Source organism: Pseudomonas monsensis (assembly GCF_014268495.2).
Taxonomy (GTDB): Bacteria; Pseudomonadota; Gammaproteobacteria; order Pseudomonadales; family Pseudomonadaceae; genus Aquipseudomonas; species Aquipseudomonas monsensis.
Map to the genome: position 1 here is coordinate 5,778,629 of NZ_CP077087.1, position 26,852 is coordinate 5,805,480.

A 26,852-nucleotide genomic window follows, 5' to 3' on the forward strand; every position below is an offset into this window, starting at 1 on the left:
AGCATAGCCACCGGACGCGCAGCGGTAGGAACCTGAGGGCTTGTTCCCTATAATGCGCGGTTCTTTGAATCACGTGACGACCCTACTCCATGGCCAAGAAGCTTTACATCGAAACCCACGGTTGCCAGATGAACGAGTACGACAGCTCGCGCATGGTCGATCTGCTGGGCGAACACCAGGCCCTGGAAGTCACCGCGCGTGCCGAAGACGCCGACGTGATTCTGCTCAACACCTGCTCGATCCGCGAACGCGCCCAGGATCGGGTGTACTCGCAACTCGGCCGCTGGCGCGAACTGAAGCTGGCCAACCCGGACATGGTGATCGCCGTCGGCGGTTGCGTGGCCAGCCAGGAAGGCGCGGCGATCCGTGATCGCGCCCCTTACGTCGACGTGGTGTTCGGCCCGCAGACCCTGCACCGTCTGCCGGAAATGATCGACGCCGCGCGCAGCAGCAAGTTGCCGCAAGTCGACGTCTCGTTCCCGGAGATCGAAAAATTCGACCACCTGCCCGAGCCGCGCATTGACGGCCCGAGCGCCTACGTGTCGATCATGGAAGGCTGCAGCAAGTACTGCACGTTCTGCGTGGTGCCTTACACCCGTGGCGAAGAAGTCAGCCGGCCGTTCGACGATGTGATCGCCGAGATCATCCACCTCGCCGAAAATGGCGTGCGGGAAGTGACCCTGCTCGGGCAGAACGTCAACGGCTATCGCGGCCTGACCCATGACGGGCGCCTGGCCGATCTGGCGGAATTGATCCGTGTAGTCGCCGCCGTCGATGGCATCGACCGCATCCGCTACACCACTTCACACCCGCTGGAGTTCTCCGACAGCCTGATCCAGGCCCACGCCGAAGTGCCGGAACTGGTCAAACACCTGCACTTGCCGGTGCAATCGGGTTCGGACCGGATTCTCGCGGCAATGAAGCGCAACCACACCGCGCTGGAATACAAGTCCAAGCTGCGCAAACTGCGCGCCGCCGTGCCGGGCATCTGCATCAGTTCGGACTTTATCGTCGGTTTCCCCGGCGAAACCGAGAAAGATTTCGAACAGACGATGAAGCTGATTGCCGATGTCGGCTTCGACTTCTCCTACTCGTTCGTCTACAGCCAGCGCCCGGGCACTCCGGCAGCCGATCTGGCCGATGACACCCCGGAAGAGCTGAAGAAAGAACGCCTGAACGCCTTGCAGCACCGCCTGAATCAGCAAGGCTTCGAGATCAGCCGACAAATGGTCGGTTCGATCCAGCGCATTCTCGTGACCGACTATTCGAAGAAAGACCCTGGCGAGCTGCAAGGGCGCACCGAGAATAATCGAATCGTCAACTTCCGCTGCGACAATCCGACCCTGATCGGGCAGTTTGCCGATGTGCACATCGACGCGGCACAACCGCACTCGCTGCGCGGCTCGCTGATCCAGTAAAAAAATATCAGGAACACAGAGAATCCTGTGGGAGCTGGCTTGCCAGCGATAAGGCCATCAGCCCCGACAAATATGTCGCCTGTTGCACCGCTATCGCTGGCAAGCCAGCTCCCACAGTGGACTGCACTGTTACTGAGATTGTGCTCATCAATTTAAGAGCTTTCGCACCCAGGCCTCTGGCGTTATCCTTGATTTCATCTTAATTGCCCCAGGGCGGCTAAATACGACCTTGAACGCACCCATAGAACCACATCGCTTTATCCTCGAGCCCTTTGAGGCTCGCCGCTTCGCCAATCTGTGCGGGCAATTCGACGAGCATTTGCGCTTGATCGAACAGCGCCTGGCCATCGAGATCCGCAACCGCGGAAACCAGTTCGAACTGATCGGCGACCCCAAGCACACCACGTCTGCGGAAAATCTGCTGCGCCGCCTGTACCGGGAAACCAAGGGTACAGAGCTGTCGCCGGATCTCGTGCACCTGTTCCTGCAGGAATCAGCCGTCGTCGAGCTGGACAATCACGCCCCAGCCGAAGCCTCCGTTGCCCTGCGCACCAAGAAAGGCATGATTCGCCCACGTGGCTTGAATCAGTTGCGCTACGTGAAGGAAATCCTCGGCAACGACATCAATTTCGGCATCGGTCCGGCCGGTACCGGCAAGACCTATCTGGCCGTGGCGTGTGCTGTCGATGCGCTGGAGCGCGAGCAGATCCGCCGCATCCTGCTGGTGCGTCCGGCAGTCGAGGCAGGTGAAAAACTTGGCTTCCTGCCCGGGGACCTCGCGCAGAAGATCGACCCGTACCTGCGCCCACTCTACGACGCACTCTACGAAATGCTCGGCTTCGAATACGTGGCCAAGCTGATCGAGCGTCAGGTGATCGAAGTTGCGCCGCTGGCCTATATGCGTGGCCGCACGCTGAACAACAGCTTCATCATTCTCGACGAAAGCCAGAACACCACCGTCGAACAGATGAAGATGTTTCTGACCCGGATCGGTTTCGGCTCGACTGCGGTCATCACTGGCGACATCACTCAGGTCGACCTGCCGCGTGGCACCAAGTCCGGCCTGCATCATGTGATCGAAGTGCTCAAGGACGTACCGGGCATCAGCTTCACGCACTTCCAGCCTAAAGACGTCGTGCGCCATCCATTGGTGCAGCGGATCGTCGAAGCCTACGAGCGCTTCGAGACCCGCGCCGAAGCCGCCAAGGAAACCTCGCGCGATGCTTGAGCTAGACCTGCAAATCGCTACCGAAGCGAGCGCACCGAGTGAAGCCGACTTCCGCCGATGGTGCGAACTGGCCCTGCGCCAGCGCACCGCCGACTCGGAAATGACCATTCGTCTGGTCGACGAGGAAGAAGGCCGCGAGCTCAATCACACCTGGCGCCACAAGGATTACGCGACCAACGTCCTGTCGTTCCCGGCCGAAGTGCCCGACGAGTTTCTCGACATCCCGCTGCTCGGCGATCTGGTGATCTGCGTGGCGGTGGTCGAGCGCGAAGCCGCCGAACAGGGCAAGGAACTTAAAGCACACTGGGCACATCTGGTCATTCACGGCTGCTTGCATCTACTCGGTTACGACCATATAGATGACGACGAAGCCGAAGAAATGGAAGCACTGGAACGCGAGTTGCTTGCCGAACTGGGCTATCCCGATCCGTACGCGGACGACGAAACCGAAACATCCCCTATCGTTACAACAAAGGATTCAGAGTAATCGCTATGAGCGAAGATCGATCGAGCAACGGGCAGAAGTCATGGCTGGGTAAACTGACCCAGGCTTTTGCCCACGAGCCGAAGAACCGTCAGGAGCTGCTTGAGCTGCTGCGCGATGCACATCAGAACAAACTGCTGGACAGCGAAGCGCTGGCCATCGTCGAAGGCGCCATCCAGGTGGCTGACCTGCAAGTGCGCGACATCATGGTCCCGCGTTCGCAGATGATCAGCATCAAGGCGAACCAGACACCCCGTGAATTCCTCCCGGCCGTGGTCGACTCGGCCCACTCGCGCTATCCCGTCATCGGTGAAAGCCATGACGACGTGATGGGAGTGCTGCTGGCCAAGGACCTGCTGCCGCTGATCCTCAAGGAGAACGGCGACAGCTTCAACATCAAGGACCTGCTGCGCCCGGCCACTTTCGTGCCGGAGTCCAAGCGTCTGAACGTGTTGCTGCGTGAATTCCGCGCCAACCACAACCACATGGCCATCGTCATCGACGAGTACGGCGGCGTGGCCGGCCTGGTGACTATTGAAGACGTGCTGGAACAGATCGTCGGCGACATCGAAGACGAGCACGACGTCGAAGAAGACAGCTACATCAAGCCGCTGCCCAGCGGTGACTTCCTGATCAAGGCGCTGACGCCGATCGAGAACTTCAACGAGTTCTTCGACAGCGAGTTTTCCGATGACGAGTTCGACACCGTCGGCGGCCTGGTGATGAGCGCGTTCGGGCACTTGCCAAAACGCAATGAAATCACTGAAATCGGCGCCTATCGTTTCCGCATCCTGAACGCCGACAGCCGTCGGATTCATTTGCTGCGACTGACCCCTATCGCCCGGTAAGAAATCTAAGGACTGAAATGCGCTGGACAACCCGCCCCGGCTGGCCCGGTAACCTGCTGGCCGTGGCGGCCGGTGCAATCACCACCCTCGCTCTGGCACCTTTCAACATCTGGCCGCTGGCCTTGCTGGCGGTCGGCCTGTTCTATGCCGGTTTGCGCGAGCTGAGCCCGCGCCAGGCACTGGGCCGCGGCTGGTGCTTCGGTTTCGGCCTGTTCGGCGCCGGCACCAGCTGGATCTATTACAGCATCCACCATTTCGGTGGTGCTTCGGTGCTGTTGGCCGGGTTCCTGATGCTGCTGTTTACCGCAGCGATCGCCTGGTTCTTTGCCCTGCCGGCCTGGTTGTGGGCGCGCTGGTTGCGCCGCAATGAAGCACCGGTGGCCGATGCCTTGGCATTTGCTGCGTTGTGGGTGGGCCAGGAAGCGTTTCGCGGCTGGTTCCTCACCGGTTTCCCGTGGCTGTACTCGGGTTACAGCCAGCTCGACGGCCCATTGGCCGGGCTCGCTCCAGTTGGCGGGATGTGGCTGGTGTCGTTCGTTCTGGCACTGACAGCGGCGCTGATCTATAACGCCCCACGCCTGCTGCAAACCAGGCGCAAAGGCTTTATCGCTGCCGGTCTGGTGCTGTTGGTTGGGCCATGGGTGGCCGGCATTGCGCTCAAAGGTCATGCCTGGACCAGCCCGTCCGGCGCACCACTGAGCGTTGCCGCGATTCAGGGCAACGTCGCACAAAGCATGAAATGGGACCCGGCCGAACTCAATGCGCAGTTGGCCCTGTACCGCGACCTGAGTTTCCGCTCGAAACCGGTGGATCTGCTGATCTGGCCGGAGACCGCCGTGCCGGTATTGAAGGAGTCCGCCGAGGGCTACCTGACCATGATGGGTACCTTCGCCGCCGAGCGTAAATCGGCGCTGATCACTGGCGTACCGATCCGCGAAACCGTTCGTCATGAAAAACGCTTCTTCAACGGCATCACCGTGGTCGGCGAAGGCGATGGCACGTATCTGAAGCAGAAACTGGTGCCCTTCGGCGAATACGTGCCGTTGCAGGATGTACTGCGCGGGCTGATCGCATTCTTCGACCTGCCGATGTCCGACTTTGCCCGTGGCCCGGCCGATCAGGCGTTGTTGCAGGCCAAGGGTTATCAAATCGCACCGTTTATCTGCTACGAAGTGGTGTATCCGGAATTTGCCGCCAGCCTGTCAGCGCGCAGTGATTTGCTGCTGACGATCAGCAACGACACCTGGTTCGGCACCTCGATTGGCCCGTTGCAGCACTTGCAGATGGCGCAGATGCGTGCACTGGAGGCCGGGCGCTGGATGATCCGCGCGACCAACAACGGCGTGACCGGCCTGATCAACCCGTTCGGGCAGATCACCGAGCAGATTCCGCAGTTTGAACAGGGCATTCTGTACGGTGAAGTGGTGCCGATGCACAACCTGACGCCGTACCTGCAATGGCGTTCGTGGCCATTGATCATCGTGTGCTTGCTGTTGTTTGGCTGGGCACTGATGGCCAGCCGGATGTCGAAAACGCTCTAAAGCAAACGATCGCAGCCTGCGGCAGCGCCTACACAGGACTTGTATTTTCCCTGTTGCAGCTGCCGCAGGCTGCGATCTTTTGATCTTCAGCGGTAAAACAGCGAATACCCCACCTGCCCTACCGCTTCGTTCAGCAATTGCCCGCTCTGCCAGATCGACTTGAACTCCGGCAGCCAGCCACCAAACGGCCTGGCGTTATCGGTCCCGAGAAAACCGACCGGCGCTGGCACCACTTCAAATCCCGCCTGCTGAAAACTCCACACCGACCGCGGCATGTGCCAGGCCTGTGTCACGATCACCACACGCTTGATCCCCTGCGGCAGCAAGATATCGGCGGTGAACTTCGCGTTTTCCCACGTAGTGCGGCTCTCACCTTCCTGCCAACGCACCGTCACGCCAAAGTCGTCGCGCAGCGAATCCGCCATCAACTTCGCCTCGGTCGGCGGCGTACCGTAATGCAAACCACCCGTGGTCAGAATCGGCAACCCGGACGCCTTGGCCAGTCGCGCGGCATAACGCTGACGCTCAAGCCCCACGCCGGTCGGCTGATCCTCTCCCCAGGCCAGATCACCGCGCTCGCGCCCGGAACCGAGCACCACGATCGCATCGGCCCGCTGCGCCAGCGTTGCCCATTCTCCACGGGCCAGCGGCGGTTCGCGCTCCAGCGCCTTGGCGCCCCACTGCACGACCACCGGCAGGCTCATCAGCCACATTCCACCAAAGCCAATGGCGAAACACACGCCAGCCAGGCGCGGCCGCGAGCGGCGCAGCCACCACGCGGCCAGCAACAGCAGCAAAAGGATGCCGGGCGGCAATAAAAGTTGTTTGATGAAATAACGAAAAGGCATCGGGCATCTCCACAGATGCCCGAAGCCTAAAAGTGTTAATAGAGCGTTACAACCAATAGGTGGGATCCTGTTGCAAAAGATCCGGTTCTTGACCTGCCATGCGCTTACTTGGCCTGCAGAGAACGAACCTTGTCGGTCTCTCTGCGGGGTGCCTTGTCCTTGAGCCAGATGACCTTGGCCGAATGTGCTGCATCGAGTTGCTTCACTGCTTGTGACAGGCATCCATGCGTTTCACGTTCACTGCGATCCAGATAGGCCTTGACCAGTTTGAACTCGGCGGGGCTCAAGCCACGCAATTCCAGTTCCAGGGGGCGCTCATCGCGCAGCCGGTCAGCGGTTTTCAAAGTGTCCAGGGCCACACCCAGACGGTCGATCAGCCTTTCGTACAACTCGGGTTTCGTTACGTTTTTTTTCCGTTGCTCCACCATCCCTCACCTCATTGAAGATAAGACTCACTCCCCACTTAGAGCTTAGCTTCGCTGTACAAACCGGCTGCACGCCGCGACCAACGGCCCTCGCCACGGTTTTGCCGGACCAAACAGCTGTAATCAGGGTTTCCCTAGGCCAAGCGCGGTCATGTATGCTACGGCGCTTCCTGTAATTCCACTTCCAGCTCGTCCGGGCCACCCCGGAACCTGCGTTGAAGAGGATTAGGCCACCCCTATCCAGTACAAAAGTAGCCATGCACGAACAATATCAGCCCCGTGAAATCGAAGCCGCCGCCCAGTCGTTCTGGGACGAGCAAAAGTCCTTTGAAGTCAGTGAACAGCCAGGCAAGGAAACCTACTACTGCCTGTCGATGTTCCCTTACCCCAGCGGCAAGCTACACATGGGGCACGTGCGCAACTACACCATCGGCGACGTGATCTCCCGCTATCAGCGCATGCAAGGCAAGAATGTTCTGCAACCAATGGGTTGGGACGCTTTCGGCATGCCGGCAGAAAACGCCGCGATGAAGAACAACGTGGCCCCCGCCAAGTGGACCTACGAAAACATTGCCTACATGAAGTCCCAGCTGCGTAGCCTGGGCCTGGCAGTGGATTGGTCCCGTGAAGTGACCACCTGCAAACCGGATTACTACCGCTGGGAACAATGGCTGTTCACTCGCCTGTTCGAAAAAGGCGTGATCTACCGTAAAAACGGCACCGTGAACTGGGACCCGATCGACCAGACCGTTCTGGCCAACGAACAGGTGATCGACGGTCGCGGATGGCGCTCCGGCGCGCTGATCGAAAAGCGCGAAATCCCGATGTACTACTTCAAGATCACCGCCTACGCGGATGAGCTGCTGGAGAGCCTCGACGAACTGACGGGCTGGCCGGAACAGGTCAAGACCATGCAGCGCAACTGGATCGGCAAATCCCGCGGCATGGAAGTGCAGTTCCCGTACAACGTCGACTCGATCGGCGAAGAAGGCACCCTCAAAGTCTTTACCACCCGTCCGGACACCCTGATGGGCGCGACCTACGTTGCCGTGGCTGCCGAACATCACCTGGCCAGCCTCGCAGCGAAGAACAACCCTGAGCTGCAAGCGTTCATCGCCGAATGCAAGGGCGGCAGCGTGGCTGAAGCCGACGTCGCCACCCAAGAGAAGAAAGGCCTGCCGACCGGCCTGTTCGTCGAGCACCCGCTGACCGGCGAAAAACTGCCGGTATGGGTCGCCAACTATGTACTGATGCACTACGGCGATGGCGCCGTCATGGCAGTACCGGCTCACGACGAGCGTGATTTTGAATTCGCCCACAAGTACAACCTGCCGGTGAAGTCGGTGGTACGCACCAGCTCCGGTGACACCAACCCGGCGCCGTGGCAGGACGCCTACGGCGAGCACGGCACGCTGATCAACTCCGGTGAGTTCGACGGCCTGGACTTCGCGGGCGCCTTCGACGCCATGGAAGTCGCACTGATCAAGAAGAACCTCGGTGCCTCGCGCACTCAGTTCCGCCTGCGCGACTGGGGCATCAGCCGTCAGCGCTACTGGGGCTGCCCGATCCCGATCATCCACTGCGATGCTTGCGGTGACGTACCCGTGCCGGAAGATCAACTGCCCGTCGTACTGCCGGAAGACGTGGTGCCGGACGGCGCCGGTTCGCCGCTGGCACGCATGCCCGAGTTCTACGAGTGCAGTTGCCCGAAATGCGGCCAGCCGGCCAAGCGTGAAACCGACACGATGGACACGTTCGTCGAGTCCTCGTGGTACTACGCCCGTTACGCCTCGCCGCACTTCGAAGGCGGTCTGGTGGAAAAATCCGCAGCCGATCACTGGCTGCCGGTCGACCAGTACATCGGCGGTATCGAACACGCCATTCTCCACCTGCTGTACGCGCGCTTCTTCCACAAGCTGATGCGCGACGAAGGCCTGGTGAGCTCCAACGAACCGTTCAAGAACCTGCTGACCCAGGGCATGGTGATCGCCGAGACTTATTATCGTCGCGAAGCCAATGGCGCCTACACCTGGTTCAACCCGGCCGACGTCGAGCTCGAACGCGACAGCAAAGCCAAGGTCATCAGCGCCAAACTGAAATCCGACGGCCTGCCGGTGGAAATCGGTGGCACCGAGAAAATGGCCAAGTCGAAGAACAACGGCGTCGACCCGCAGTCGATGATCGATCAGTTCGGCGCAGACACCTGCCGCCTGTTCATGATGTTCGCTTCGCCGCCAGACATGAGCGCCGAATGGTCCGACTCCGGCGTTGAAGGCTCGCACCGTTTCCTCAAGCGCGTCTGGCGTCTGGCGCAAGCCCACGTCACTCAGGGCCTGCCGGGCAAACTGGACGTCGCCAGCCTGAACGATGAGCAGAAAGCCGTGCGCCGCGCGACTCACCTGGCCATCAAACAGGCCAGCCATGACGTCGGCCAGAATCACAAATTCAACACCGCCATCGCTCAGGTGATGACGCTGATGAACGTGCTGGAAAAAGCCGCACAAGGCACCGAACAGGATCGCGCGCTGATTCACGAAGGCCTGGAAGCCGTGACGCTGCTGCTGGCACCGATCACGCCACACATCAGCCACGAACTGTGGAAACAACTGGGTCACGCCGACGCAGTGATCGACGCCGACTGGCCGGTTGTGGACGAGAGCGCACTGGTGCAGGACAGCCTGACCCTGGTTATCCAGGTCAACGGCAAACTGCGCGGGCAGATCGACATGCCGGCCAGCGCGACGCGCGAAGAAGTGGAAGCGGCAGCCCGCGCCAACGAAAACGTACTGCGTTTCGTCGACGGCCTGACTATTCGTAAAGTGATCGTAGTGCCCGGGAAACTGGTCAATATCGTCGCCAGCTAATTGGATCGGGCGCCGGTGTTGTCCGGCGCCAAGTAAAACCTTTCGGGCCGCACGGTCGGCCCACATGGTTTCAAGGGGAGCAACACAATGATCAAACGCAATCTGCTGGTGATGGGCCTTGCCGTCCTGTTGAGCGCCTGTGGTTTCCAGCTGCGCGGTACCGGCACCAATGAACTGACGCTCAAGGAGCTCGACCTGAGCGCCCGCAACGCTTATGGCGAGACCGTCACCCAGCTGCGTCAGACGCTGGAGTCCAGTGGCGTCAAGGTTTACAGCGGTGCTCCGTACAAGCTGTACCTGGCTGACGAGCAGGAAAGCCAACGCATCCTCAGCTACGCCGGCGCCGGTCGTACGGGCGAGTATCAGGTCAGCACGGTGCTGAGCTACGACATCCGTGGCGACAAGAACCTTTCGCTGTTGAGCGACAAGCTTGAAGTGCAGAAAGTATTTATCCACGACGGCAACAACCTCGTCGGCTCCGATCAGGAAGCCAACGAAGCGCGTCGTGAAATCCGTCGCGAGCTGGTTCAGCGCATGATGCTGCGTCTGCAACAGCTGACGCCGGCTCAACTGCAGCAACTGCAACAAGCCGCCAACGCACGGGCCAAGGCTGAAGCCGATGCGCTGGAAGCCGCGCAAAAGGCTGAAGCGGAAACCCCGCGTCAGTCGCCGCTCGAAATACCGCAGCAGTAAGAGGATCGGGGCGCTCAGGCGCCCCGTTCGGTATTTCCCATGAAGCTCGCTCCCGCTCAACTCGGCAAACACCTGCAAGGCACGCTTGCGCCCGTCTACATCATCAGCGGCGATGACCCGCTGTTGTGTCAGGAGGCTGCCGACGCCATCCGCAGTGCGGCCCGCCAGCAAGGTTTCGACGAACGCCAGGTATTCGCTGCCGACGCCAATTTCGATTGGGGCACGTTGTTGCAGGCCGGTGCCAGCATGTCGCTGTTCGCCGAAAAACGCCTGCTGGAACTGCGCCTGCCTTCGGGCAAACCCGGTGACAAGGGCGCTGCCGCGCTGATCGAATACTGCTCGCGCCCTGCGGAAGACACGGTGCTGCTGATCAGCCTGCCCAAGCTCGATGGCAGCGCGCAGAAAACCAAGTGGGGCAAGGCGCTGGTCGAAGGTCAGCAGACTCAATTCATCCAGATCTGGCCGGTGGACGCCAACCAGTTGCCGAGCTGGATTCGTCAGCGCCTGTCGCAGGCCGGCTTGTCGGCGAGTCAGGACGCGGTCGAACTGATTGCCGCACGCGTCGAGGGCAACCTGCTCGCCGCCGCACAGGAAATCGAAAAGCTCAAGCTGATGGCCGAAGGTGGGCAGATCACCGTCGAAACCGTGCAGGCCGCTGTGGCCGACAGTGCCCGATTCGACGTGTTCGGCCTGACCGATGCCGTGCTCAATGGCGAACCGGCTCACGCCTTGCGTATGCTCGAAGGCCTGCGCGGTGAAGGGGTCGAGCCGCCGGTGATTCTCTGGGCGCTGGCACGGGAACTGCGGCTGCTGGCCAATATCTCGTTGCAGTACAGCCAGGGCACGCCGCTGGACAAGTGCTTCAGTCAGGCGAAACCACCGGTCTGGGACAAGCGCAAACCACTGATGAGCAAGGCCCTGCAACGCTACTCGGCGCCACGTTGGGCGCAGTTGCTACTCGAAGCCCAGCGTATAGATGCACAGATCAAGGGCCAGGCCGCCGGTTCGCCGTGGATGAGCCTGAGCCGGTTGGCGTTGTTGATGGCCGGTCAGCGCCTGACACTTCCCGCCGAATAACCTGTCCTACCGCATAACGACCATTCGCGAGCAGGCTCGCTCCCACATTGAAATGCATTCCAAATGTGGGAGCGAGCCTGCTCGCGAAAGCGTCAACACATTCCCACATAACAGGAACTGGACAGACGCCCAACATCGGCAGATTATTTGCCGCGCAAAACCCACTCACTCGAGAGAGCCCTCATGAGCAAAAAGCCATCGAAACATGGCCCGAACAAGGCCAAATCCATCGTCGCCCAACCCCTGTTCCGCAGCCGCCAGGAACGACCAGCCAAGGGTAAAGGCAGCTACCGCCGCGAAGCCTTCCAGTCTGACAACTGGGAGGCTTCTTACTTTCTGGCCGCCTGAAGCGCAGCACCCCCTGGTCATGTTAAGGTCTGCACCTGATCCGTATCCCCTGGAACTGTGCATGCCCTTTAGTCTTTCCCGTCGTTGGCCCGTTCGCCAGCTGATCGCTGCCTCCAGCTTCATTCTGCTTGTCGCCTGCGCGGAAAAACCCACCGCCGCCGACGCGCAACCCCTGCAAGCCGCCCCAGTCGCCACGGCCCCAGCGATCATCCCGCCGGTAGTGCCGTCCGCCGACCCTCTCGATCTCCAGCCGACCCAGACCTTTGCCGAATGGCAGGCGGGTTTTCGCAAGGATGCGCTGGCCGCCGGTATTCGCGCCGACCTGTTCGATCGCGCGTTCGCCAATGTCAGCTTCGATGCCAGCGTGATCAAAGCCGACCGCAGTCAGCCGGAGTTCTCACGGCCAGTGTGGGAATACCTCGACGGCGCGTTATCGCCGCTGCGGGTGCGCAAGGGCCAGGCGCTGATCAGCCAGTACGCCGACATTCTGCAGAGCATCGAACAGCGTTACGGCGTCGATCGCCAGGCACTGGTGTCGGTGTGGGGGATGGAAAGCAATTTCGGTCAGTTCCAGGGCAACAAGTCGGTGATCAACTCGCTGGCCACCCTGGCCTACGAAGGCCGTCGCCCGACATTTGCCCATGCGCAATTGATCGCCGCCCTGCAGATCCTGCAACAAGGCGATATCACTCCAGAGAAAATGTTGGGTTCGTGGGCCGGAGCGATGGGGCAGACCCAATTCATTCCGACCACCTACAACACCCATGCGGTGGATTTCGACGGTGACGGTCGCCGCGATATCTGGGGCAGTCCGGCCGATGCCCTGGCCTCCACCGCGCACTATCTGCAAAGTTCCGGCTGGCAGCGTGGTCAGCCGTGGGGCTTTGAAGTGCAACTGCCAAGCGGTTTCAATTACACCCTGGCCGATGGCGCGATTCGCAAGAGCGTTGCCGAATGGCGTCAACTGGGGGTAATCCTGCCCAATGGCGGTCAGGCGCCAGCCGGTTCGGAACAGCTGTCCGCGGCCCTGCTGCTGCCGGCAGGCTATCGTGGCCCGGCGTTCCTGATCCTCGACAACTTCCGGGCGATCCTCAAGTACAACAACTCGTCGTCCTATGCTCTGGCGGTGAGCCTGTTGTCCGAGCGCTTCGACGGTGGCGGCCTGATCAATGGCACCTGGCCCAAGGATGACCTGCCGCTGAGCCGCACCGAACGCATCGAGCTGCAAAACCTGCTGAGCGCGCGTAACTACGATGCCGGAACGGCGGACGGCATCATCGGCGCCAACACGCGCAAGGCCATCCGCAGTGCCCAGCAGTCGTTTGGCTGGCCGGCGGACGGGTATCCGACGCACAAGTTGCTCGAGAGCCTGCGCACGCAGTAAAGCAAAATCAAAAGATCGCAGCCTTCAGCAGCGCCTGCACGGGATTGATGATTACCGTGCAGGCGCTGCCGAGGGCTGCGATCTTTTTGCTTCACCCACACATTATCGGGTGACCACATCCTGCTCCAACATCAACTCCTTCTTCCCCGCATCCAGCCTCACCAGCGCCCCCATCGGCAGTGTCAGGTTCGGATCACAATGCCCGCTGCGCCAACCGGACAGCACCGGGATTCGCAACGGTTCAAAAGTCTGCTTGAGCAAGCGGTTCAACGCGTCGCTATCCACGCCAGCGACATCACCGACCAGTACCCCACGCAATCGGGCCAATTTGCCGGCCAGACGCATTTGCGTGAGCAAACGGTCGATCCTGTACAGCGGCTCGTTGACGTCCTCGATCAACAGAATCACGCCCTCCACGTCGATTTCGTATGGCGTACCCAGCGTTGAGGCAATCATCGCCAGATTACCGCCCAGCAGCCGCCCATGAGCAATACCCGGCTCGACAGTGGTCAATGGATAGGCCACCGGATGACTCAGCACACTCCCCGCCTTCACCTGACCGCGCAGCATGGCGAAGAATGACGTGACGGTCGGTGGCTCCTTGTCACCCAACAGGTCGGCATTGAGCAGCGGGCCATGGAAGGTCACAAAGCCGGCATAACGGCTGATCGCCAGATGCAGCGCGGTGATGTCGCTGTAGCCGACAAACGGCTTGGCATGGCGGCTCAGCAGGTCGTAGTCGATCCGGTCCAGCAGACGCGGCGTGCCGTAGCCACCGCGCAGGCAGATGATCGCGTCGACCTCGGGGTCGGCGAATGCAGCGTGCAGGTCATTGAGGCGTACGTCGTCACTGCCGGCCAGATAGCCGTCCTTCTCGTAGACCCCGGGAAACACCTTCAATGCATAACCACGGGCGCGCATCCACTGCACGGCTTTTTCGGTGTTCAGCGCACCAGGCCCTGCGGGGGCGATCACGCCAATCAGCCCCTCAGATGGCAGCGCCGGCACCGGTCTGTGCGCAACGAGGGTATGTGTCGGTCGAACAGTCATCCATGGGTCTCCCTGTGTGAAGTCTTGCGGACACAGTAGTCAGGTAAAGCGACAAACAAAAGAGGTGAGCTCACTCAATAATTCGTGGCGGGGGCGCCGGCTCCTGCCGGGTTGCGCAGCGCCACCAAGATCTTCGGGACGGCTGCGCACTCCAGCGCGAGCCAACTCCCTCGCCACAAGGTTCAGAGGTTAACAACCCAAACAAAAATACCCGCCGAAGCGGGTATTTGATGCAGCCTTCAGCGCAGAATCAGGAACCGAGCAGCTCGGCCTTGACCAGTTTCGCCTGCTCGTCGGCATGGTACGACGAACGTACCAGCGGGCCGGAAGCGACGTTCTTGAAGCCCATCTTGTAGCCTTCCTCGGCGAACCAGGCGAAGGTGTCCGGATGCACGAAACGCTGCACCGGCAAGTGGCTGCGCGACGGTTGCAGGTACTGACCGAGGGTCAGCATGTCGATGTCGTGTTCGCGCATGCGCTTCATGACTTCGATGACTTCCTCGTCCGTCTCGCCCAGGCCCAGCATCAGGCCGGATTTGGTCGGAATGTGCGGCATCATCTGCTTGAAGCGTTGCAACAGGGTCAGCGACCACTGGTAGTCCGAACCCGGACGCGCAGCCTTGTACAGGCGCGGCACGGTTTCCAGGTTGTGGTTGAACACATCCGGCGGCTCGGCAGCAGTGATTTCCAGGGCGATGTCCATGCGGCCACGGTAGTCCGGGACCAAGGTTTCCAGTTGCACGTTCGGCGACAGCTTGCGGATTTCGCGGATGCAGTCGGCAAAGTGCTGGGCACCGCCGTCACGCAGGTCATCGCGGTCAACCGAAGTGATCACCACGTACTTGAGCTTGAGGTCGGCAATGGCGATGGCCAAGCTTTCCGGCTCGTTGACGTCCAGTGGCTTCGGACGACCGTGGCCCACGTCGCAGAACGGGCAGCGACGGGTGCAGATGTCGCCCATGATCATGAAGGTCGCGGTGCCGCCGGAGAAGCACTCGCCCAGGTTCGGGCAGGATGCCTCTTCGCAGACGCTGTGCAGCTTGTGCTTGCGCAGCAGGCTCTTGATTCGGTCGACTTCCGGGGAAACCGGGATGCGCACACGAATCCAGTCAGGTTTCTTCGGCAGCTCGGTGGTCGGAATGATCTTTACCGGGATGCGTGCAACCTTCTCGGCGCCGCGCAGCTTGACGCCGGCTTCAACCTTGGGACGCGGGGCCGGGCGCTCGGTCACGTCGAGCGTCGGGATCATGGTTTGCACTGCATCAGTAGTCATATCAGTCGATTCCGCCCGTCAGGGTCGTCTGCTCAGCATAGTCGAGGTGTTTGACGAGCTGCGCGCGCAGCCGGGCACTTACCTCGGCAAATTCAATCGGTCCTGCGTGATCGCTCAGCTGGGTCATCGCCAGCCCGGCATAGCCGCAGGGATTAATCCGTCGAAACGGTTCCAGGTTCATATCCACGTTCAGGGCCAGGCCATGAAAGGAACAACCGTGGCGAATCCGCAAACCCAGAGAAGCGATTTTCGCTCCGTCGACGTAGACGCCGGGAGCATCCGGCTTGGCTGCGGCGGTCACGCCGTAGCTGGCCAGCAGTTCGATCAGGCACTGTTCCATGCGCGTGACGAGATCGCGTACGCCGAAACCCAGCTTGCGCACGTCCAGCAGCAGGTAGGCCACCAGCTGGCCGGGACCATGATAAGTCACCTGCCCGCCGCGATCGACCTGCACCACCGGGATATCTCCCGGCAGCAGCAAATGTTCAGCCTTGCCGGCCTGGCCCTGGGTGAACACCGGAGGGTGCTCGACCAGCCAGATTTCGTCGGCGGCATTGCTGCCGCGTTCGTTGGTGAAGCGTTGCATGGCATGCCAGACCGGCTCGTAAGCCATCTGGCCAAGTTCGCGAAAGCCCAGCGTGCCCGGCATCACAACACCATGTGCACGAAACCGGAAGCCCGCAGTTCGCTGTTGATGTTGTACAGCTGATCCTGATCGGTCGCGACGATGTGCAACTGGATGGTGGTGTATTTGCCATTGCTGCTTTGACGTTCGTCGATGCGCTCATCATTGATGGTCGCGTGTTTCTTGACGATGTCGATGATCTTGTCTTTGTTGCCGACGCCCGTGTCGCTGATCACCTTAATCGGATAATCAGTCTGGGGAAATTCGATCTTTGGCGCCTTTACTTCGGTATCGGTCATGGCGTAACGGCCTCTAGAGCGCAAGCAGTGGTAACGCACATGGCCCCGCACCGGATCGGGGCGGGGCCATGCAGGTCAACACAAATCAGTTGAACAAGCCGTAGAAGAATAGACGGATGCTATCCCACATGCGGCGGAAGATACCACCCTCCTCGACGCCATCCAGAGCGATCAGGTCAGCGCTGTGCACCACCTTGTCTTCCAGTTTGACTTCGACTTTACCGATCACGTCGCCCTTGGCGATTGGCGCGGTCAGTTGCGGGTTCATGGTCATGCTGGCAGCGAGCTTCTTCAGCTGGCCTTTTGGCAGGGTCATGGTCAGGTCTTCAGCCAGGCCGGCCTTGACTTGATTGGTGGTGCCTTTCCACACCGGGGCCTGAGCCAGTTCGGTGCCCTTCTGATAGAAGGTCTGGGTTTCGAAGAAGCGGAAACCATAAGTCAGCAGCTTCTGGGTCTCGGCGGCGCGAGCCACTTCGCTGTTGGTGCCGAACACTACGGCGATCAGACGCTGGCCGTCACGTACAGCCGAGGACACCATGCAGTAGCCGGCTTCGTCGGTGTGACCGGTTTTCAGACCGTCAACGGTCTTGTCGCGCCACAGCAACAGGTTGCGGTTAGGCTGCTTGATGCCGTTCCAGAAGAACTCTTTCTGCGAGTAGATCGCGTAGTGAGCCGGGTCTTCGTGGATGATCGCGCGAGCGAGGATCGCCATGTCGTGAGCCGACGAGTAGTGCTCAGGGTTTGGCAGACCGGTCGGGTTCATGAAGTGGGTATTGGTCATGCCCAGGTCGGTGACCGTCTTGTTCATCAGGTCGGCGAAGGCGTCTTCGCTGCCGGCGATGTGCTCGGACAGCGCCACGCTGGCGTCGTTGCCGGACTGGATGATGATGCCGTGCAGCAGGTCGCTGACGGTGACTTGCGAACCGACCTTGATGAACATCCGCGAACCGCCGGTGCGCCAGGCGTTTTCGCTGACGGTCACCGGATCGTTTTCACCGATCTGGCCGCGACGGATTTCCAGCGTAGCGATGTACGCGGTCATCAGTTTGGTCAGGCTGGCCGGTGGCAGACGCTGGTCGCCATTATTTTCGACCAGCACGTTGCCGCTGCTGGCATCCATCAGAACGTAGGCCTTGGCAGCCAGTTGTGGTGGCGACGGCATCATCTCGGCCGCGAAGGCGGCTGGCGAGAGGAGCAGCGGGACTAGCAGACACAGGCGTTTGGCAAAGGTGGTGATGTTCATCCGTCTCTCGAAATCGCTAATGGAAACTTGCCCGAAGGCAAAACTATTCAGACAGCCTTCTAACGGGCCATCGCGTGTTCAGTTGCTCACTCCAGTCACCCTTGCCGGGCTTTTGTTCTTCGACGAGCCAACAACCTGGTTCACCCCCCAATACCGCAAGTGAACCGTCAATCAAGTCTACGTATTACTCGCTGACCACACTTGGCGAACCAAGGTTGGCCAGGCGCACACTGTTCTGCACCTGGGCAATTTCACCCGGCGAACCGATCGGCCCCAGGCGTACCCGGTGCAGAGTCTGCTGATTGCGCACGATCGAGCTGATGAACACCGGAGCGCTCACCATCCCGCTGAGCTTCGACCTCAGGAGTTCTGCAGCGTCCGGGTTGGCGAACGCGCCCACCTGCAGATACTGGCCAGACGCTGGTGCAGAAGCGTTTTTTTTTGCATCAAGCTGAACCGGCACGACGGCCGCGGCGTGTTGCTGCGGCGGCGGGGTCCATTGCTCGACGGTACCGGCCGAAGCCGTGATGGTCGGCGCGCTAGTTTGCGCGACTTGCGGCTCGTTGAGCATCAGCGGCGCCGGACGGCCCTTGGCGGCCCACCACTGCTGCGGGTCGATGCCCTCGACCTTGACCCGCGCGGTGCCGATTTCGGCATAACCGAGCTTCTTGGCGGCGGCGTAGGACAAGTCGATGATCCGGTCCGAATAGAACGGCCCACGGTCGTTGACCCGCAGGATCACGCTCTTGTTGTTGTCCAGGTTGGTCACCCGAACGTAACTTGGCAGTGGCAGAGTCTTGTGCGCGGCACTCATGCCGTACAGGTCATACACTTCGCCGTTGGCGGTGTTCTGGCCATGAAACTTGGTGCCGTACCACGACGCAGTGCCCGAGGCGACGTAAGTCTTGGATTCCTGCAACGGGAAGTACGTCTTGCCCAGCACCGTGTACGGGTTGGCCTTGTACGGACCGGTGTGCAGGGTCGGCGTGGCATCAGGGATGCGCGACACATCGACGTCCCACCACGGCGCGCCGTCTTTGTGCGCGCGGTTGATGTCCAGGCCAGGCTGCGCCCGCACTGCAGTATTCGAGGTTTTCTGAGTCGGGGAACGGCTGGTCGAACAACTGGCGACCAGCACCGCCAACGCAGCGAATGCCACCAGCTTCAGGGGTTTATTGTTAGGCAATGCCCGCATTACTTGACGCCCCGTGCTTTTACCAGCTCTTCAGACAGTTGATGTACGGCCATGGCGTACATCACGCTGCGGTTATAACGCGTGATCGCGTAGAAATTCTTCAGGCCCATCCAGTATTCAGGGCCGTTGTCGCCTTCGAGGCGAAATGCAGTAACCGGCATATCATCGCGCAGCGCATCATGACTTGACCAGCCCAGCGCCCGCAACTCTCCGACGGTCTTCGTCGGTTCGATGCCGGTGGTCAGGCCTTCGTCGACCTGCTCGCCACGCACATCGGCCCGGCTGACCACCGGTTCCCCGGCCACCCAGCCATGGCGCTTGAAATAGCTGGCGACGCTACCGATCGCATCATCCGGGTTATTCCAGATATTGATATGACCGTCACCGTCGAAATCCACCGCATAGGCGCGGAAGCTGCTCGGCATGAATTGCGGCAATCCCATCGCCCCGGCGTACGAGCCTTTGAGGGTCAGGGGATCGACCTGCTCTTCACGCGCCAGCAGCAGGAACTCACGCAGTTCCTTGCGGAAAAATTCGGCACGGGGAGGATAGTCGAAACCGAGGGTGGACAAGGCATCGATCACCCGGAAATTACCGGTATTGCGTCCGAAAAAGGTCTCGACGCCGATGATCGACACGATGACCTGTGCCGGCACGCCGTATTCCTGTTCAGCGCGAGCCAGCGTCGCCTCGTGTTGACGCCAGAAGTCCACGCCCCGGGCAATGCGCGCGTCGGTGATGAACATCGGGCGGTATTCTTTCCACTGCTTGACCCGCTCGGCGGGCTTGGAGATCGCGTCAAGAATCGATTGCTTGCGCTCTGCCTCGCGGAACACCCCCATCAGCTGTTCACCGGCGAAACCATAGTCGCGGGTCATTTCACCCACGAATTCGGCCACCTGCGGCGAGCCTTCGTATTCGCCGGCCAGCGCTTCCTGCACGCTGCCCAGCAGGCCCATCAGGCCAACCAGCGGCGCGCATCGAGTCGCCCAGCCACGCATTACTTGCATTGAACTCTTCACCTTATTCAAACCTGTGCGATCCACTTGCGATGGGTATGGATCGACATCAAAACCCCAAACGCTGACAGCAGCGTCACCAGCGAAGTTCCTCCGTAGCTAATGAACGGCAACGGCACCCCCACGACCGGCAACAGGCCACTGACCATACCGATGTTGACGAAAACGTAAACAAAAAACGTCATGGTCAACGCACCGGCGAGCAATTTGCCGAACAGTGTCTGCGCCTGAGCGGTGATCACCAGCCCCCGGCCGATCAGCAATAAATAGATCAGCAACAGCACGCAGATGCCCACCAGACCGAACTCCTCGCCGAGTACGGCAATGATGAAGTCGGTGTGGCTTTCCGGCAGGAAGTCCAGGTGCGACTGGGTGCCGAGCAACCAGCCCTTGCCGAACACGCCACCGGAGCCGATGGCGGCTTTCGATTGAATGATGTTCCAGCCAGTGCCCAGTGGATCGCTTTCCGGGTCGAGGAAGGTCAGGATTCGCTGCTTCTGGTAGTCGTGCATGATGAAAAACCACATGGCGACGGCCACCGGTACGGCCGCCGCCAGCACGCTGAGAATCCAGCGCCAGCGCAACCCGCCCATGAACAGCACGAACGCCCCGCCGGCGAGAATCAGCAGCGACGTACCAAGGTCAGGCTGGCGCACGATCAGGACGAACGGCACGCCGATCAGCATCAGGCTGATCCCGACATGCTTGAGTTGTGGCGGCAACGTGCGCTTGGACAGGTACCAGGCGATGGTCGCCGGCATCAGGATCTTCATGAATTCCGACGGCTGGAAGCGGATCACCCCGGGAATGTTGATCCAGCGGGTCGCCCCCATGGCGTTGTGGCCCATGATGTCCACCACCATCAGCAGCACCACCCCGACCACATAACCGAGGGGCACCCAACGCGCCATGAACCGTGGCTCGAACTGGGCAATGACGATCATCGACACCAGGCCGATGCCGAACGATGTCGCCTGTTTGGCCAGCAGGTCCCAGCTCTTGCCGCTGGCCGAATACAGCACGAACAGGCTGCCGGCCGCGAGGATCAGCAACAGGATCAACAGCGGGCCGTCGATATGCAGTCTTTGCAGCAACGTCGCTCGGCGACGCATCACATCCTCACTGGAGAGCATGCGATCAAAATTATTCATCACGGGCCGTAGCCTCCGCACTGATTGGACTGGCGTATTCGGCCTTCAAGCGTCCGTCCTGATCGAGCAGCCAGGCGTCCATGACCTGACGCACCACGGGCGCAGCGACGCCGGAGCCGGACTCACCGTTCTCGACCATCACCGAGACGACGATTCGCGGATCATCGGCCGGGGCAAAACCGACGAACAAGGCGTGGTCGCGGTGGCGCTCCTGAACCTTGGAGCGGTCGTACTTCTCGCCCTGCTTGATTGCGACCACCTGAGCGGTACCCGATTTGCCGGCGATGCGGTATTGCGCGCCGATCGCCGCTTTGCGCGCGGTGCCACGGGCGCCGTGCATCACTTGCTGCATGCCGTGATTGACCTTGGTCCAGTCCGACGGGTCGCGCAGAACAATGTCCGGCATCGGGTTGGTGTCCACCGGTTTCACCCCTTCGAGGGATTTGGCCAGGTGTGGACGGTTCCACACACCTTTGTTGGCGACCAGCGCCGTGGCCTGGGCCAGTTGCAGCGGGGTCGATTGCATATAGCCCTGGCCGATCCCGAGAATCAGGGTTTCGCCGGGGAACCACGCCTGTTTGCGGGTCGCACGCTTCCATTCGCGGGACGGCATCAGGCCGGGGGATTCTTCGAACATGTCCAGCGAGACCTTCTGGCCGATGCCGAACTTGTTCATGTAGGACGACAACCGGTCAATCCCGAGCTTGTGCGCCAGGTCGTAGAAGTAGGTGTCGTTGGACCGCATGATCGCCGTATCGAGGTCGACGAAGCCGTCCCCGGTGCGGTTCCAGTTGCGGTATTTGTGGTCGTAGTTGGGCAGCATGTAGTAGCCCGGATCGAACACCCGGCTTGAGGCCGTCACCACACCGGAGTCGAGACCGGCAATCGCCACCGCCGGTTTGATCGTCGAACCCGGCGGGTACAGGCCGCGCAAGACACGGTTGAACAGCGGCCGGTCGATGGAATCGCGCAACTCGGCGTAAGCCTTGAAGCTGATGCCGGTGACGAACAGGTTCGGGTCGAAGCTCGGCTGGCTGACCATCGCCAGCACTTCGCCGGTGCGCGGATCGAGGGCCACCACGGCACCACGACGCCCGCCCAGCGCGGCCTCGGCCGCTTCCTGCAATTTGATGTCGAGGCTGAGGACAATGTCTTTGCCAGGAATCGGATCGGTGCGCTTGAGCACGCGCAAGACGCGGCCACGGGCGTTGGTCTCGACCTCTTCGTAACCCACCTGACCGTGCAATTCCGGCTCGTAGAAGCGTTCGATGCCGGTCTTGCCGATATGGTGCGTGCCGCTGTAGTTGACCGGATCGAGGGTCTTCAGCTCTTTCTCGTTGATCCGCCCCATGTACCCCACCGAATGCGCAAAGTGCGCACCCTGCGGATAGTGACGGACCAGTTGCGCGACCACTTCCACACCCGGCAGGCGGAACTGATTCACCGCGATCCGGGCAATCTGCTCTTCAGTCAGCTCGAACAGGATCGGCACCGGCTCGAACGGCCGGCGCCCCTGACGCATGCGTTTTTCGAAAATCACCCGGTCATCGGGCGTCAACTGCAGCACCTCGACGATCACGTCGAGCACTTGCTGCCAGTCGCCGGAACGCTCGCGGGTCATGCTCAGGCTGAAGCTGGGACGGTTGTCCGCCACCACCACACCGTTGCGGTCGAAAATCAGGCCACGGGTCGGCGGAATCGGCTGCACATGGACACGGTTGTTTTCCGACAGCGTCGAGTGGTACTCGTACTGGATCACCTGCAAGTAGTACAGCCGTGCAATCAATACGCAGATCAACAGCATGACCGCAACGGCCCCGAACACGACGCGGCTACGCACCAGGCGTGCGTCCTTTTCGTGGTCCTTGATGCGGATCGGCTGAGACATGAGGGCAGGCTTACTTGTGGTAAGGGTGACCGGACAGCACGGTCCAGGCACGGTACAACTGTTCGCCGATCAGAATCCGCACTAGCGGGTGCGGCAACGTCAGCGGCGACAACGACCAGCGCTGGTCCGCGCGGGCACAGACTTCCGGTGCCAGCCCTTCCGGGCCACCGACCATGAAATTGACCGTGCGCGAATCCAGCCGCCAACGGTCGAGTTCGACCGCCAGTTGCTCGGTGCTCCAGGGTTTACCGTGGACTTCCAGCGTGACAATCCGCTCGTTCTGCCCGACCTTGGCCAGCATGGCTTCGCCTTCCTGACGGATGAATCGGGCCACGTCGGCATTCTTGCCACGGGTATTGAGCGGAATTTCCACCAGTTCCAGCGCCAGCTCGGACGGAAGACGCTTGGCATATTCATGCCAGCCTTCTTCCACCCACTTGGGCATGCGTGAACCGACGGCGATCAGTCGCAGTCGCACAGCAATCCCTTAGAACTGGTCTTTGTTGAGCTTGGTGAAATGCTCGTGGGTGTTTTCCGGGCTGTGGTGCTTGGCGTCTGCCGCACGGCTTTGCTCGGCACCGGCCCACAGGCGCTCCAGGTCGTAGAACTGACGCGCCGAGGCGGTCATCATGTGCACGATGACCAGATCGAGGTCGAGCAGTACCCAGTCGCTGTCGCCCTTGCCTTCTTCGCCCAGCGGCTTGGCGCCCTGCTTTTTGACTTCTTCACGGACCTTGTCCAGCATCGCGTTGATCTGGCGATTGGACGTACCGGTGGCGATGATCATGTAGTCGGTGATGCTCTGCTTGTCGCGAACATCGATAACCTGGATGTCCTGCGCCTTGACGTCTTCCAGAGCGGCTACAGCGATCTTGACCAGCTCGTCACCCTTGAGCGGCTCGTTGGTGTTGACCGCTTCTGGCAGCGGAGCGCTCTTGAACGTGCCTTTGCGCTTAACTTTGGTTTGGTCTTTGTCAGTCATATAAAACTCGTTTTGCTCATATATTCGGCGGCTTGGCGACACGTGGATTCGTATCCGTGAAGCACGCCTTGTTCAGTTCGACGCACGGTACAGACCGTGCGCATCGATGTAGGCCAGGACCGCGTCGGGCACCAGGAAACGTACCGACTTACCGCTGGCCAGCAGTTGACGGATCTGGGTGGCGGAAACCGCGAGCGGTGTCTGCCAGACGAATGCAATCTGTCCACTCGGCCCTTTGAGGGCCAGCGGGTCGCTCACCGAACGCGCTGCCAGCAGGTTGCGCAAGGCATCCGGCGGTTCGCTGTCGGCGTCCGGGCGCTGTAGCACCAGGATATGGCAATGCTGGAGCAACTCTTCCCAGCGGTGCCAAGTGGGCAGGCCGCAAAATGCGTCCCAGCCCAAAAGCAGAAAAACCTGGGTCTCGGCGGGCATTTCGGCGCGCATCAACTCCAGGGTATCAATAGTGTAGGACGGCTTGTCCCGCTGCAATTCGCGGGCGTCCACCACCAGCGGCGGCACTCCGGCCACCGCGCACTCGACCATCGCCAGCCGATCCTGCGCCGACACCTGCGGGGTATCGCGATGCGGCGGCCGCGCGCTGGGCGTCAAGCGCAGCTCGTCGAGCGCCAGCGCTTCGGCGACTTCCAGCCCGCCGCGCAAATGACCGATGTGCACCGGGTCGAACGTGCCGCCGAGGACGCCGATGCGTCGCGGGCGAGACTCGCTGCCGGTTTGCGGCGCTGTCAGGTCGAGGTCGGTCAAGTCAGACCGTCGCCTGGCCGCGCAACTGGCCATCACCGACCACGATGTACTTCTCGCAGGTCAGTCCTTCAAGGCCCACCGGGCCGCGGGCGTGCAGCTTATCAGTAGAAATGCCGATCTCGGCACCCAATCCGTATTCAAATCCATCGGCGAAGCACGTCGGGGTGTTGATCATCACCGACGCCGAGTCGACTTCCGCCACGAACCGGCGGGTGTCGGCGAGGTTTTCGCTGACAATCGAGTCGGTGTGATGGGAGCCGTAATGGTTGATGTGTTCGATGGCCTGAGCCAGGCCGTCGACCACGCGGATCGACAGGATCGGCGCCAGGTATTCGGTGCTCCAGTCGTCTTCGCTGGCCGGCACGGCGTCGATGAATGCCCGGGTGCGCTCGCAGCCACGCAGTTCGACGCCTTTTTCGCGGAACTGCGCCGCCATCGACGGCAGGAAATCCTTTGCAACCGTTTGATCGACCAGCAACGTCTCCATCGCCCCGCAAATCCCGTAGCGATAGGTCTTGGCGTTGAACGCGATGCGCTGGGCTTTCGCCAGGTCGGCGTGCTGGCTGACGTAAACGTGGCAGATGCCGTCCAGGTGCTTGATCACCGGCACGCGCGCATCGCGGCTGATGCGCTCGATCAGACCACGGCCACCACGCGGCACGATCACGTCGACGTACTCGGGCATGGTGATCATTGCGCCAACCGCAGCACGGTCGGTGGTTTCGACCACTTGCACCACCGCTGCCGGCAGTTCGGCCTCGGCCAGACCGCGCTGGATGCACGCGGCGATCGCCCGATTGGAATGAATCGCTTCAGAACCACCGCGCAGGATGGTCGCGTTGCCCGACTTCAGGCACAGGCTCGCGGCATCAATGGTCACGTTGGGACGGGATTCGTAGATGATCCCGATCACGCCCAGCGGCACGCGCATCTTGCCGACCTGAATGCCCGACGGACGGAAGCTCATGTCACGGATCGCGCCGACCGGGTCCGGCAGCGCAGCGACCTGACGCAAGCCGACGATCATGCCGTCGATGCGCGCCGGAGTCAGTTCCAGGCGTTCCAGCAATGCCGGCTCCAGACCATTGGCGCGACCGGCGGCCAGATCCTGCTCATTGGCTGCAGCCAGCTCGGCACGAGCGGCGTCCAAAGCATTGGCAGCAGCCTGCAAGGCGCGGTTTTTCTGCGCAGTGCTGGCACGGCCGATGACCCGGGAGGCTTCGCGGGCGGCGCGACCCAATCGGGTCATGTAGTCAAGAACGGACTCAGTCATGGTCTGCTGGGGTCTTGGCAAAGAGGAAAGCGGCAGATTATAGCTGTCGCGTCCCGGGACTAACAGCGGTGACGGGCGGATGGTCGAAATGAACGGCGAATCGCCGACGTTAAGCCGTAGTTAAGCCGCGCATTGTTATCATTACGACCTCTTCAGCCTGGATAAACCTTGCCTGCCATGTCCAACCTGACCGCTCGCAACCGCGCCGACAGCCTGCCGCAGGGGCTCCCGGACGCTTTTTTCGACCGAGACGCCCAAGTGCTGGCAAAGGATCTGCTCGGCAAAGTCATCCGTCATCGTGTCGGCAGTCTGTGGCTGAGTGCGCGGATTATCGAAACCGAAGCGTATTACTGCGCGGAAAAAGGCAGTCACGCGTCCCTCGGTTACACAGAAAAGCGTAAGGCTTTGTTTCTGGATGGCGGCCACATCTATATGTATTACGCCCGTGGCGGCGACTCACTGAATTTCAGCGCGCAAGGGCCGGGCAATGCCGTGCTGATCAAATCGGCGTATCCGTGGGTCGATGACATCAGCGGGCAGTCGAGCCTGGCGCAGATGCTGCTGAACAATCCGGATGCACAGGGTCGCCCGCGCCCGTCACAAAAGCTCTGCGCCGGGCAGACATTGCTGTGCAAGGCTCTTGGCCTGAAGGTACCGGTGTGGGACGCCAGGCGTTTCGATCATGAAATGCTCCTGGTGGAAGACACCGGACCGACACCGACCCACATCATTCAGACGACGCGACTGGGTATCCCCCATGGCCGCGACGAACACCTGATGTACCGCTTCGTCGACGCCAGCTATGCGCAATGGTGCACACGGAACCCGCTGCGCCGGGGCCAGGTCGAAGGGCGCGACTATTTCCTGCTGTCGGGGTCAGAAGCAGGTCTGAACTAAAAGGAATTCCATGCGGGAGCGAGCCTGTTCGCGAAAG

General features: G+C 61.0%; 26 protein-coding genes. 11 read left to right on the top strand and 15 right to left on the bottom strand.

Going from position 1 to position 26,852, the window contains the following annotated elements:
• Positions 1-89: 89 nt before the first annotated feature.
• From miaB to lnt, 5 genes are all read left to right on the top strand, one after another.
• A complete protein-coding gene (miaB, locus tag HV782_RS25540) occupies positions 90-1,418 on the top strand; it encodes a tRNA (N6-isopentenyl adenosine(37)-C2)-methylthiotransferase MiaB (protein ID WP_186746139.1) in 1,329 nt (442 codons plus the stop codon).
• Positions 1,419-1,647: 229 nt separating this feature from the next.
• Positions 1,648-2,646, top strand: a complete 999-nt coding sequence (locus HV782_RS25545) for a PhoH family protein (protein ID WP_128615302.1) — start codon at positions 1,648-1,650, stop codon at positions 2,644-2,646.
• Complete coding sequence (gene ybeY / locus HV782_RS25550) at positions 2,639-3,133, top strand: rRNA maturation RNase YbeY (protein WP_123463847.1); 495 nt, start codon at positions 2,639-2,641, stop codon at positions 3,131-3,133. The genes HV782_RS25545 and ybeY overlap by 8 nt, the downstream gene beginning before the upstream one ends.
• A gap of 5 nt (positions 3,134-3,138) precedes the next feature.
• Positions 3,139-3,978 carry a CorC family transporter gene (locus HV782_RS25555; protein ID WP_027612886.1) on the top strand — a complete coding sequence of 280 codons (840 nt, stop codon included), beginning with the start codon at positions 3,139-3,141 and terminating at the stop codon, positions 3,976-3,978.
• A 17-nt stretch (positions 3,979-3,995) separates the two neighbouring features.
• Positions 3,996-5,519, top strand: coding sequence for an apolipoprotein N-acyltransferase (gene lnt / locus HV782_RS25560; RefSeq protein ID WP_128615300.1), 1,524 nt, complete (start codon positions 3,996-3,998; stop codon positions 5,517-5,519).
• An 86-nt stretch (positions 5,520-5,605) separates the two neighbouring features.
• Here the strand turns inward: lnt and HV782_RS25565 are convergent, their stop codons facing one another.
• Together HV782_RS25565 and HV782_RS25570 are read right to left on the bottom strand one after the other, a co-directional pair.
• Positions 5,606-6,367 carry a YdcF family protein gene (locus HV782_RS25565; RefSeq protein WP_123463845.1) on the bottom strand — a complete coding sequence of 254 codons (762 nt, stop codon included), beginning with the start codon at positions 6,365-6,367 and terminating at the stop codon, positions 5,606-5,608.
• Positions 6,368-6,471: 104 nt separating this feature from the next.
• Positions 6,472-6,795, bottom strand: coding sequence for a hypothetical protein (locus HV782_RS25570; RefSeq protein ID WP_123463844.1), 324 nt, complete (start codon positions 6,793-6,795; stop codon positions 6,472-6,474).
• 254 nt (positions 6,796-7,049) lie between these two features.
• On the opposite strand from HV782_RS25570, the gene leuS reads away from it, so the two are divergent.
• From leuS to HV782_RS25595, 5 genes are all read left to right on the top strand, one after another.
• Positions 7,050-9,656, top strand: coding sequence for a leucine--tRNA ligase (gene leuS, locus HV782_RS25575; RefSeq protein WP_123463843.1), 2,607 nt, complete (start codon positions 7,050-7,052; stop codon positions 9,654-9,656).
• 87 nt (positions 9,657-9,743) lie between these two features.
• Positions 9,744-10,349: an LPS-assembly lipoprotein LptE gene (locus HV782_RS25580; protein ID WP_186746137.1), complete on the top strand. Its 606-nt coding sequence runs from the start codon at positions 9,744-9,746 to the stop codon at positions 10,347-10,349.
• 39 nt (positions 10,350-10,388) lie between these two features.
• Complete coding sequence (holA, locus tag HV782_RS25585; protein ID WP_123463841.1) at positions 10,389-11,426, top strand: DNA polymerase III subunit delta; 1,038 nt, start codon at positions 10,389-10,391, stop codon at positions 11,424-11,426.
• A gap of 183 nt (positions 11,427-11,609) precedes the next feature.
• Entirely contained in the window at positions 11,610-11,774 is a 165-nt protein-coding gene (gene arfA / locus HV782_RS25590; protein WP_128615297.1) for an alternative ribosome rescue factor ArfA, read from the top strand.
• A 61-nt stretch (positions 11,775-11,835) separates the two neighbouring features.
• Positions 11,836-13,158 (top strand): lytic murein transglycosylase, encoded by a 1,323-nt coding sequence (locus HV782_RS25595; RefSeq protein ID WP_128615296.1) that lies wholly within the window; start codon positions 11,836-11,838, stop codon positions 13,156-13,158.
• 102 nt (positions 13,159-13,260) lie between these two features.
• Here the strand turns inward: HV782_RS25595 and HV782_RS25600 are convergent, their stop codons facing one another.
• The 13 genes from HV782_RS25600 to HV782_RS25660 form a co-directional block, all read right to left on the bottom strand.
• Complete coding sequence (locus tag HV782_RS25600; protein ID WP_128615295.1) at positions 13,261-14,208, bottom strand: S66 peptidase family protein; 948 nt, start codon at positions 14,206-14,208, stop codon at positions 13,261-13,263.
• Positions 14,209-14,458: 250 nt separating this feature from the next.
• Complete coding sequence (gene lipA, locus HV782_RS25605) at positions 14,459-15,457, bottom strand: lipoyl synthase (protein WP_160768663.1); 999 nt, start codon at positions 15,455-15,457, stop codon at positions 14,459-14,461.
• 25 nt (positions 15,458-15,482) lie between these two features.
• Positions 15,483-16,130 carry a lipoyl(octanoyl) transferase LipB gene (gene lipB, locus HV782_RS25610; RefSeq protein WP_128615294.1) on the bottom strand — a complete coding sequence of 216 codons (648 nt, stop codon included), beginning with the start codon at positions 16,128-16,130 and terminating at the stop codon, positions 15,483-15,485.
• Positions 16,130-16,405, bottom strand: coding sequence for a DUF493 domain-containing protein (locus HV782_RS25615; protein WP_027612895.1), 276 nt, complete (start codon positions 16,403-16,405; stop codon positions 16,130-16,132). Before HV782_RS25615 ends, lipB begins: the two co-directional genes overlap by 1 nt.
• Positions 16,406-16,490: 85 nt before the next feature.
• Positions 16,491-17,648 carry a D-alanyl-D-alanine carboxypeptidase family protein gene (locus tag HV782_RS25620; protein WP_123463836.1) on the bottom strand — a complete coding sequence of 386 codons (1,158 nt, stop codon included), beginning with the start codon at positions 17,646-17,648 and terminating at the stop codon, positions 16,491-16,493.
• A gap of 184 nt (positions 17,649-17,832) precedes the next feature.
• The gene (locus tag HV782_RS25625) at positions 17,833-18,843 is read right to left on the bottom strand and encodes a septal ring lytic transglycosylase RlpA family protein (RefSeq protein WP_128615293.1); all 1,011 of its coding nucleotides are present in this window, start codon (positions 18,841-18,843) and stop codon (positions 17,833-17,835) included.
• The gene (gene mltB, locus HV782_RS25630) at positions 18,843-19,853 is read right to left on the bottom strand and encodes a lytic murein transglycosylase B (protein ID WP_123463833.1); all 1,011 of its coding nucleotides are present in this window, start codon (positions 19,851-19,853) and stop codon (positions 18,843-18,845) included. Before mltB ends, HV782_RS25625 begins: the two co-directional genes overlap by 1 nt.
• Before the next feature lie 17 nt (positions 19,854-19,870).
• Positions 19,871-20,974 (bottom strand): rod shape-determining protein RodA, encoded by a 1,104-nt coding sequence (rodA, locus tag HV782_RS25635; RefSeq protein WP_185015778.1) that lies wholly within the window; start codon positions 20,972-20,974, stop codon positions 19,871-19,873.
• A gap of 31 nt (positions 20,975-21,005) precedes the next feature.
• On the bottom strand, positions 21,006-22,901 hold the full coding sequence (mrdA, locus tag HV782_RS25640; RefSeq protein ID WP_128615292.1) for a penicillin-binding protein 2: 1,896 nt from the start codon (positions 22,899-22,901) through the stop codon (positions 21,006-21,008).
• Between the two features lie 10 nt (positions 22,902-22,911).
• On the bottom strand, positions 22,912-23,379 hold the full coding sequence (gene rlmH / locus HV782_RS25645) for a 23S rRNA (pseudouridine(1915)-N(3))-methyltransferase RlmH (protein WP_009051038.1): 468 nt from the start codon (positions 23,377-23,379) through the stop codon (positions 22,912-22,914).
• A gap of 9 nt (positions 23,380-23,388) precedes the next feature.
• Positions 23,389-23,883, bottom strand: a complete 495-nt coding sequence (rsfS, locus tag HV782_RS25650) for a ribosome silencing factor (RefSeq protein WP_123463828.1) — start codon at positions 23,881-23,883, stop codon at positions 23,389-23,391.
• A gap of 72 nt (positions 23,884-23,955) precedes the next feature.
• Positions 23,956-24,678, bottom strand: a complete 723-nt coding sequence (gene nadD, locus HV782_RS25655) for a nicotinate-nucleotide adenylyltransferase (protein WP_123463826.1) — start codon at positions 24,676-24,678, stop codon at positions 23,956-23,958.
• Complete coding sequence (locus tag HV782_RS25660) at positions 24,647-25,918, bottom strand: glutamate-5-semialdehyde dehydrogenase (protein WP_186746134.1); 1,272 nt, start codon at positions 25,916-25,918, stop codon at positions 24,647-24,649. The genes nadD and HV782_RS25660 overlap by 32 nt, the downstream gene beginning before the upstream one ends.
• A 177-nt stretch (positions 25,919-26,095) precedes the next feature.
• Between HV782_RS25660 and HV782_RS25665 the strand changes: the two genes are divergently transcribed.
• Complete coding sequence (locus tag HV782_RS25665; protein ID WP_186746151.1) at positions 26,096-26,815, top strand: DNA-3-methyladenine glycosylase; 720 nt, start codon at positions 26,096-26,098, stop codon at positions 26,813-26,815.
• Positions 26,816-26,852: the final 37 nt, after the last annotated feature.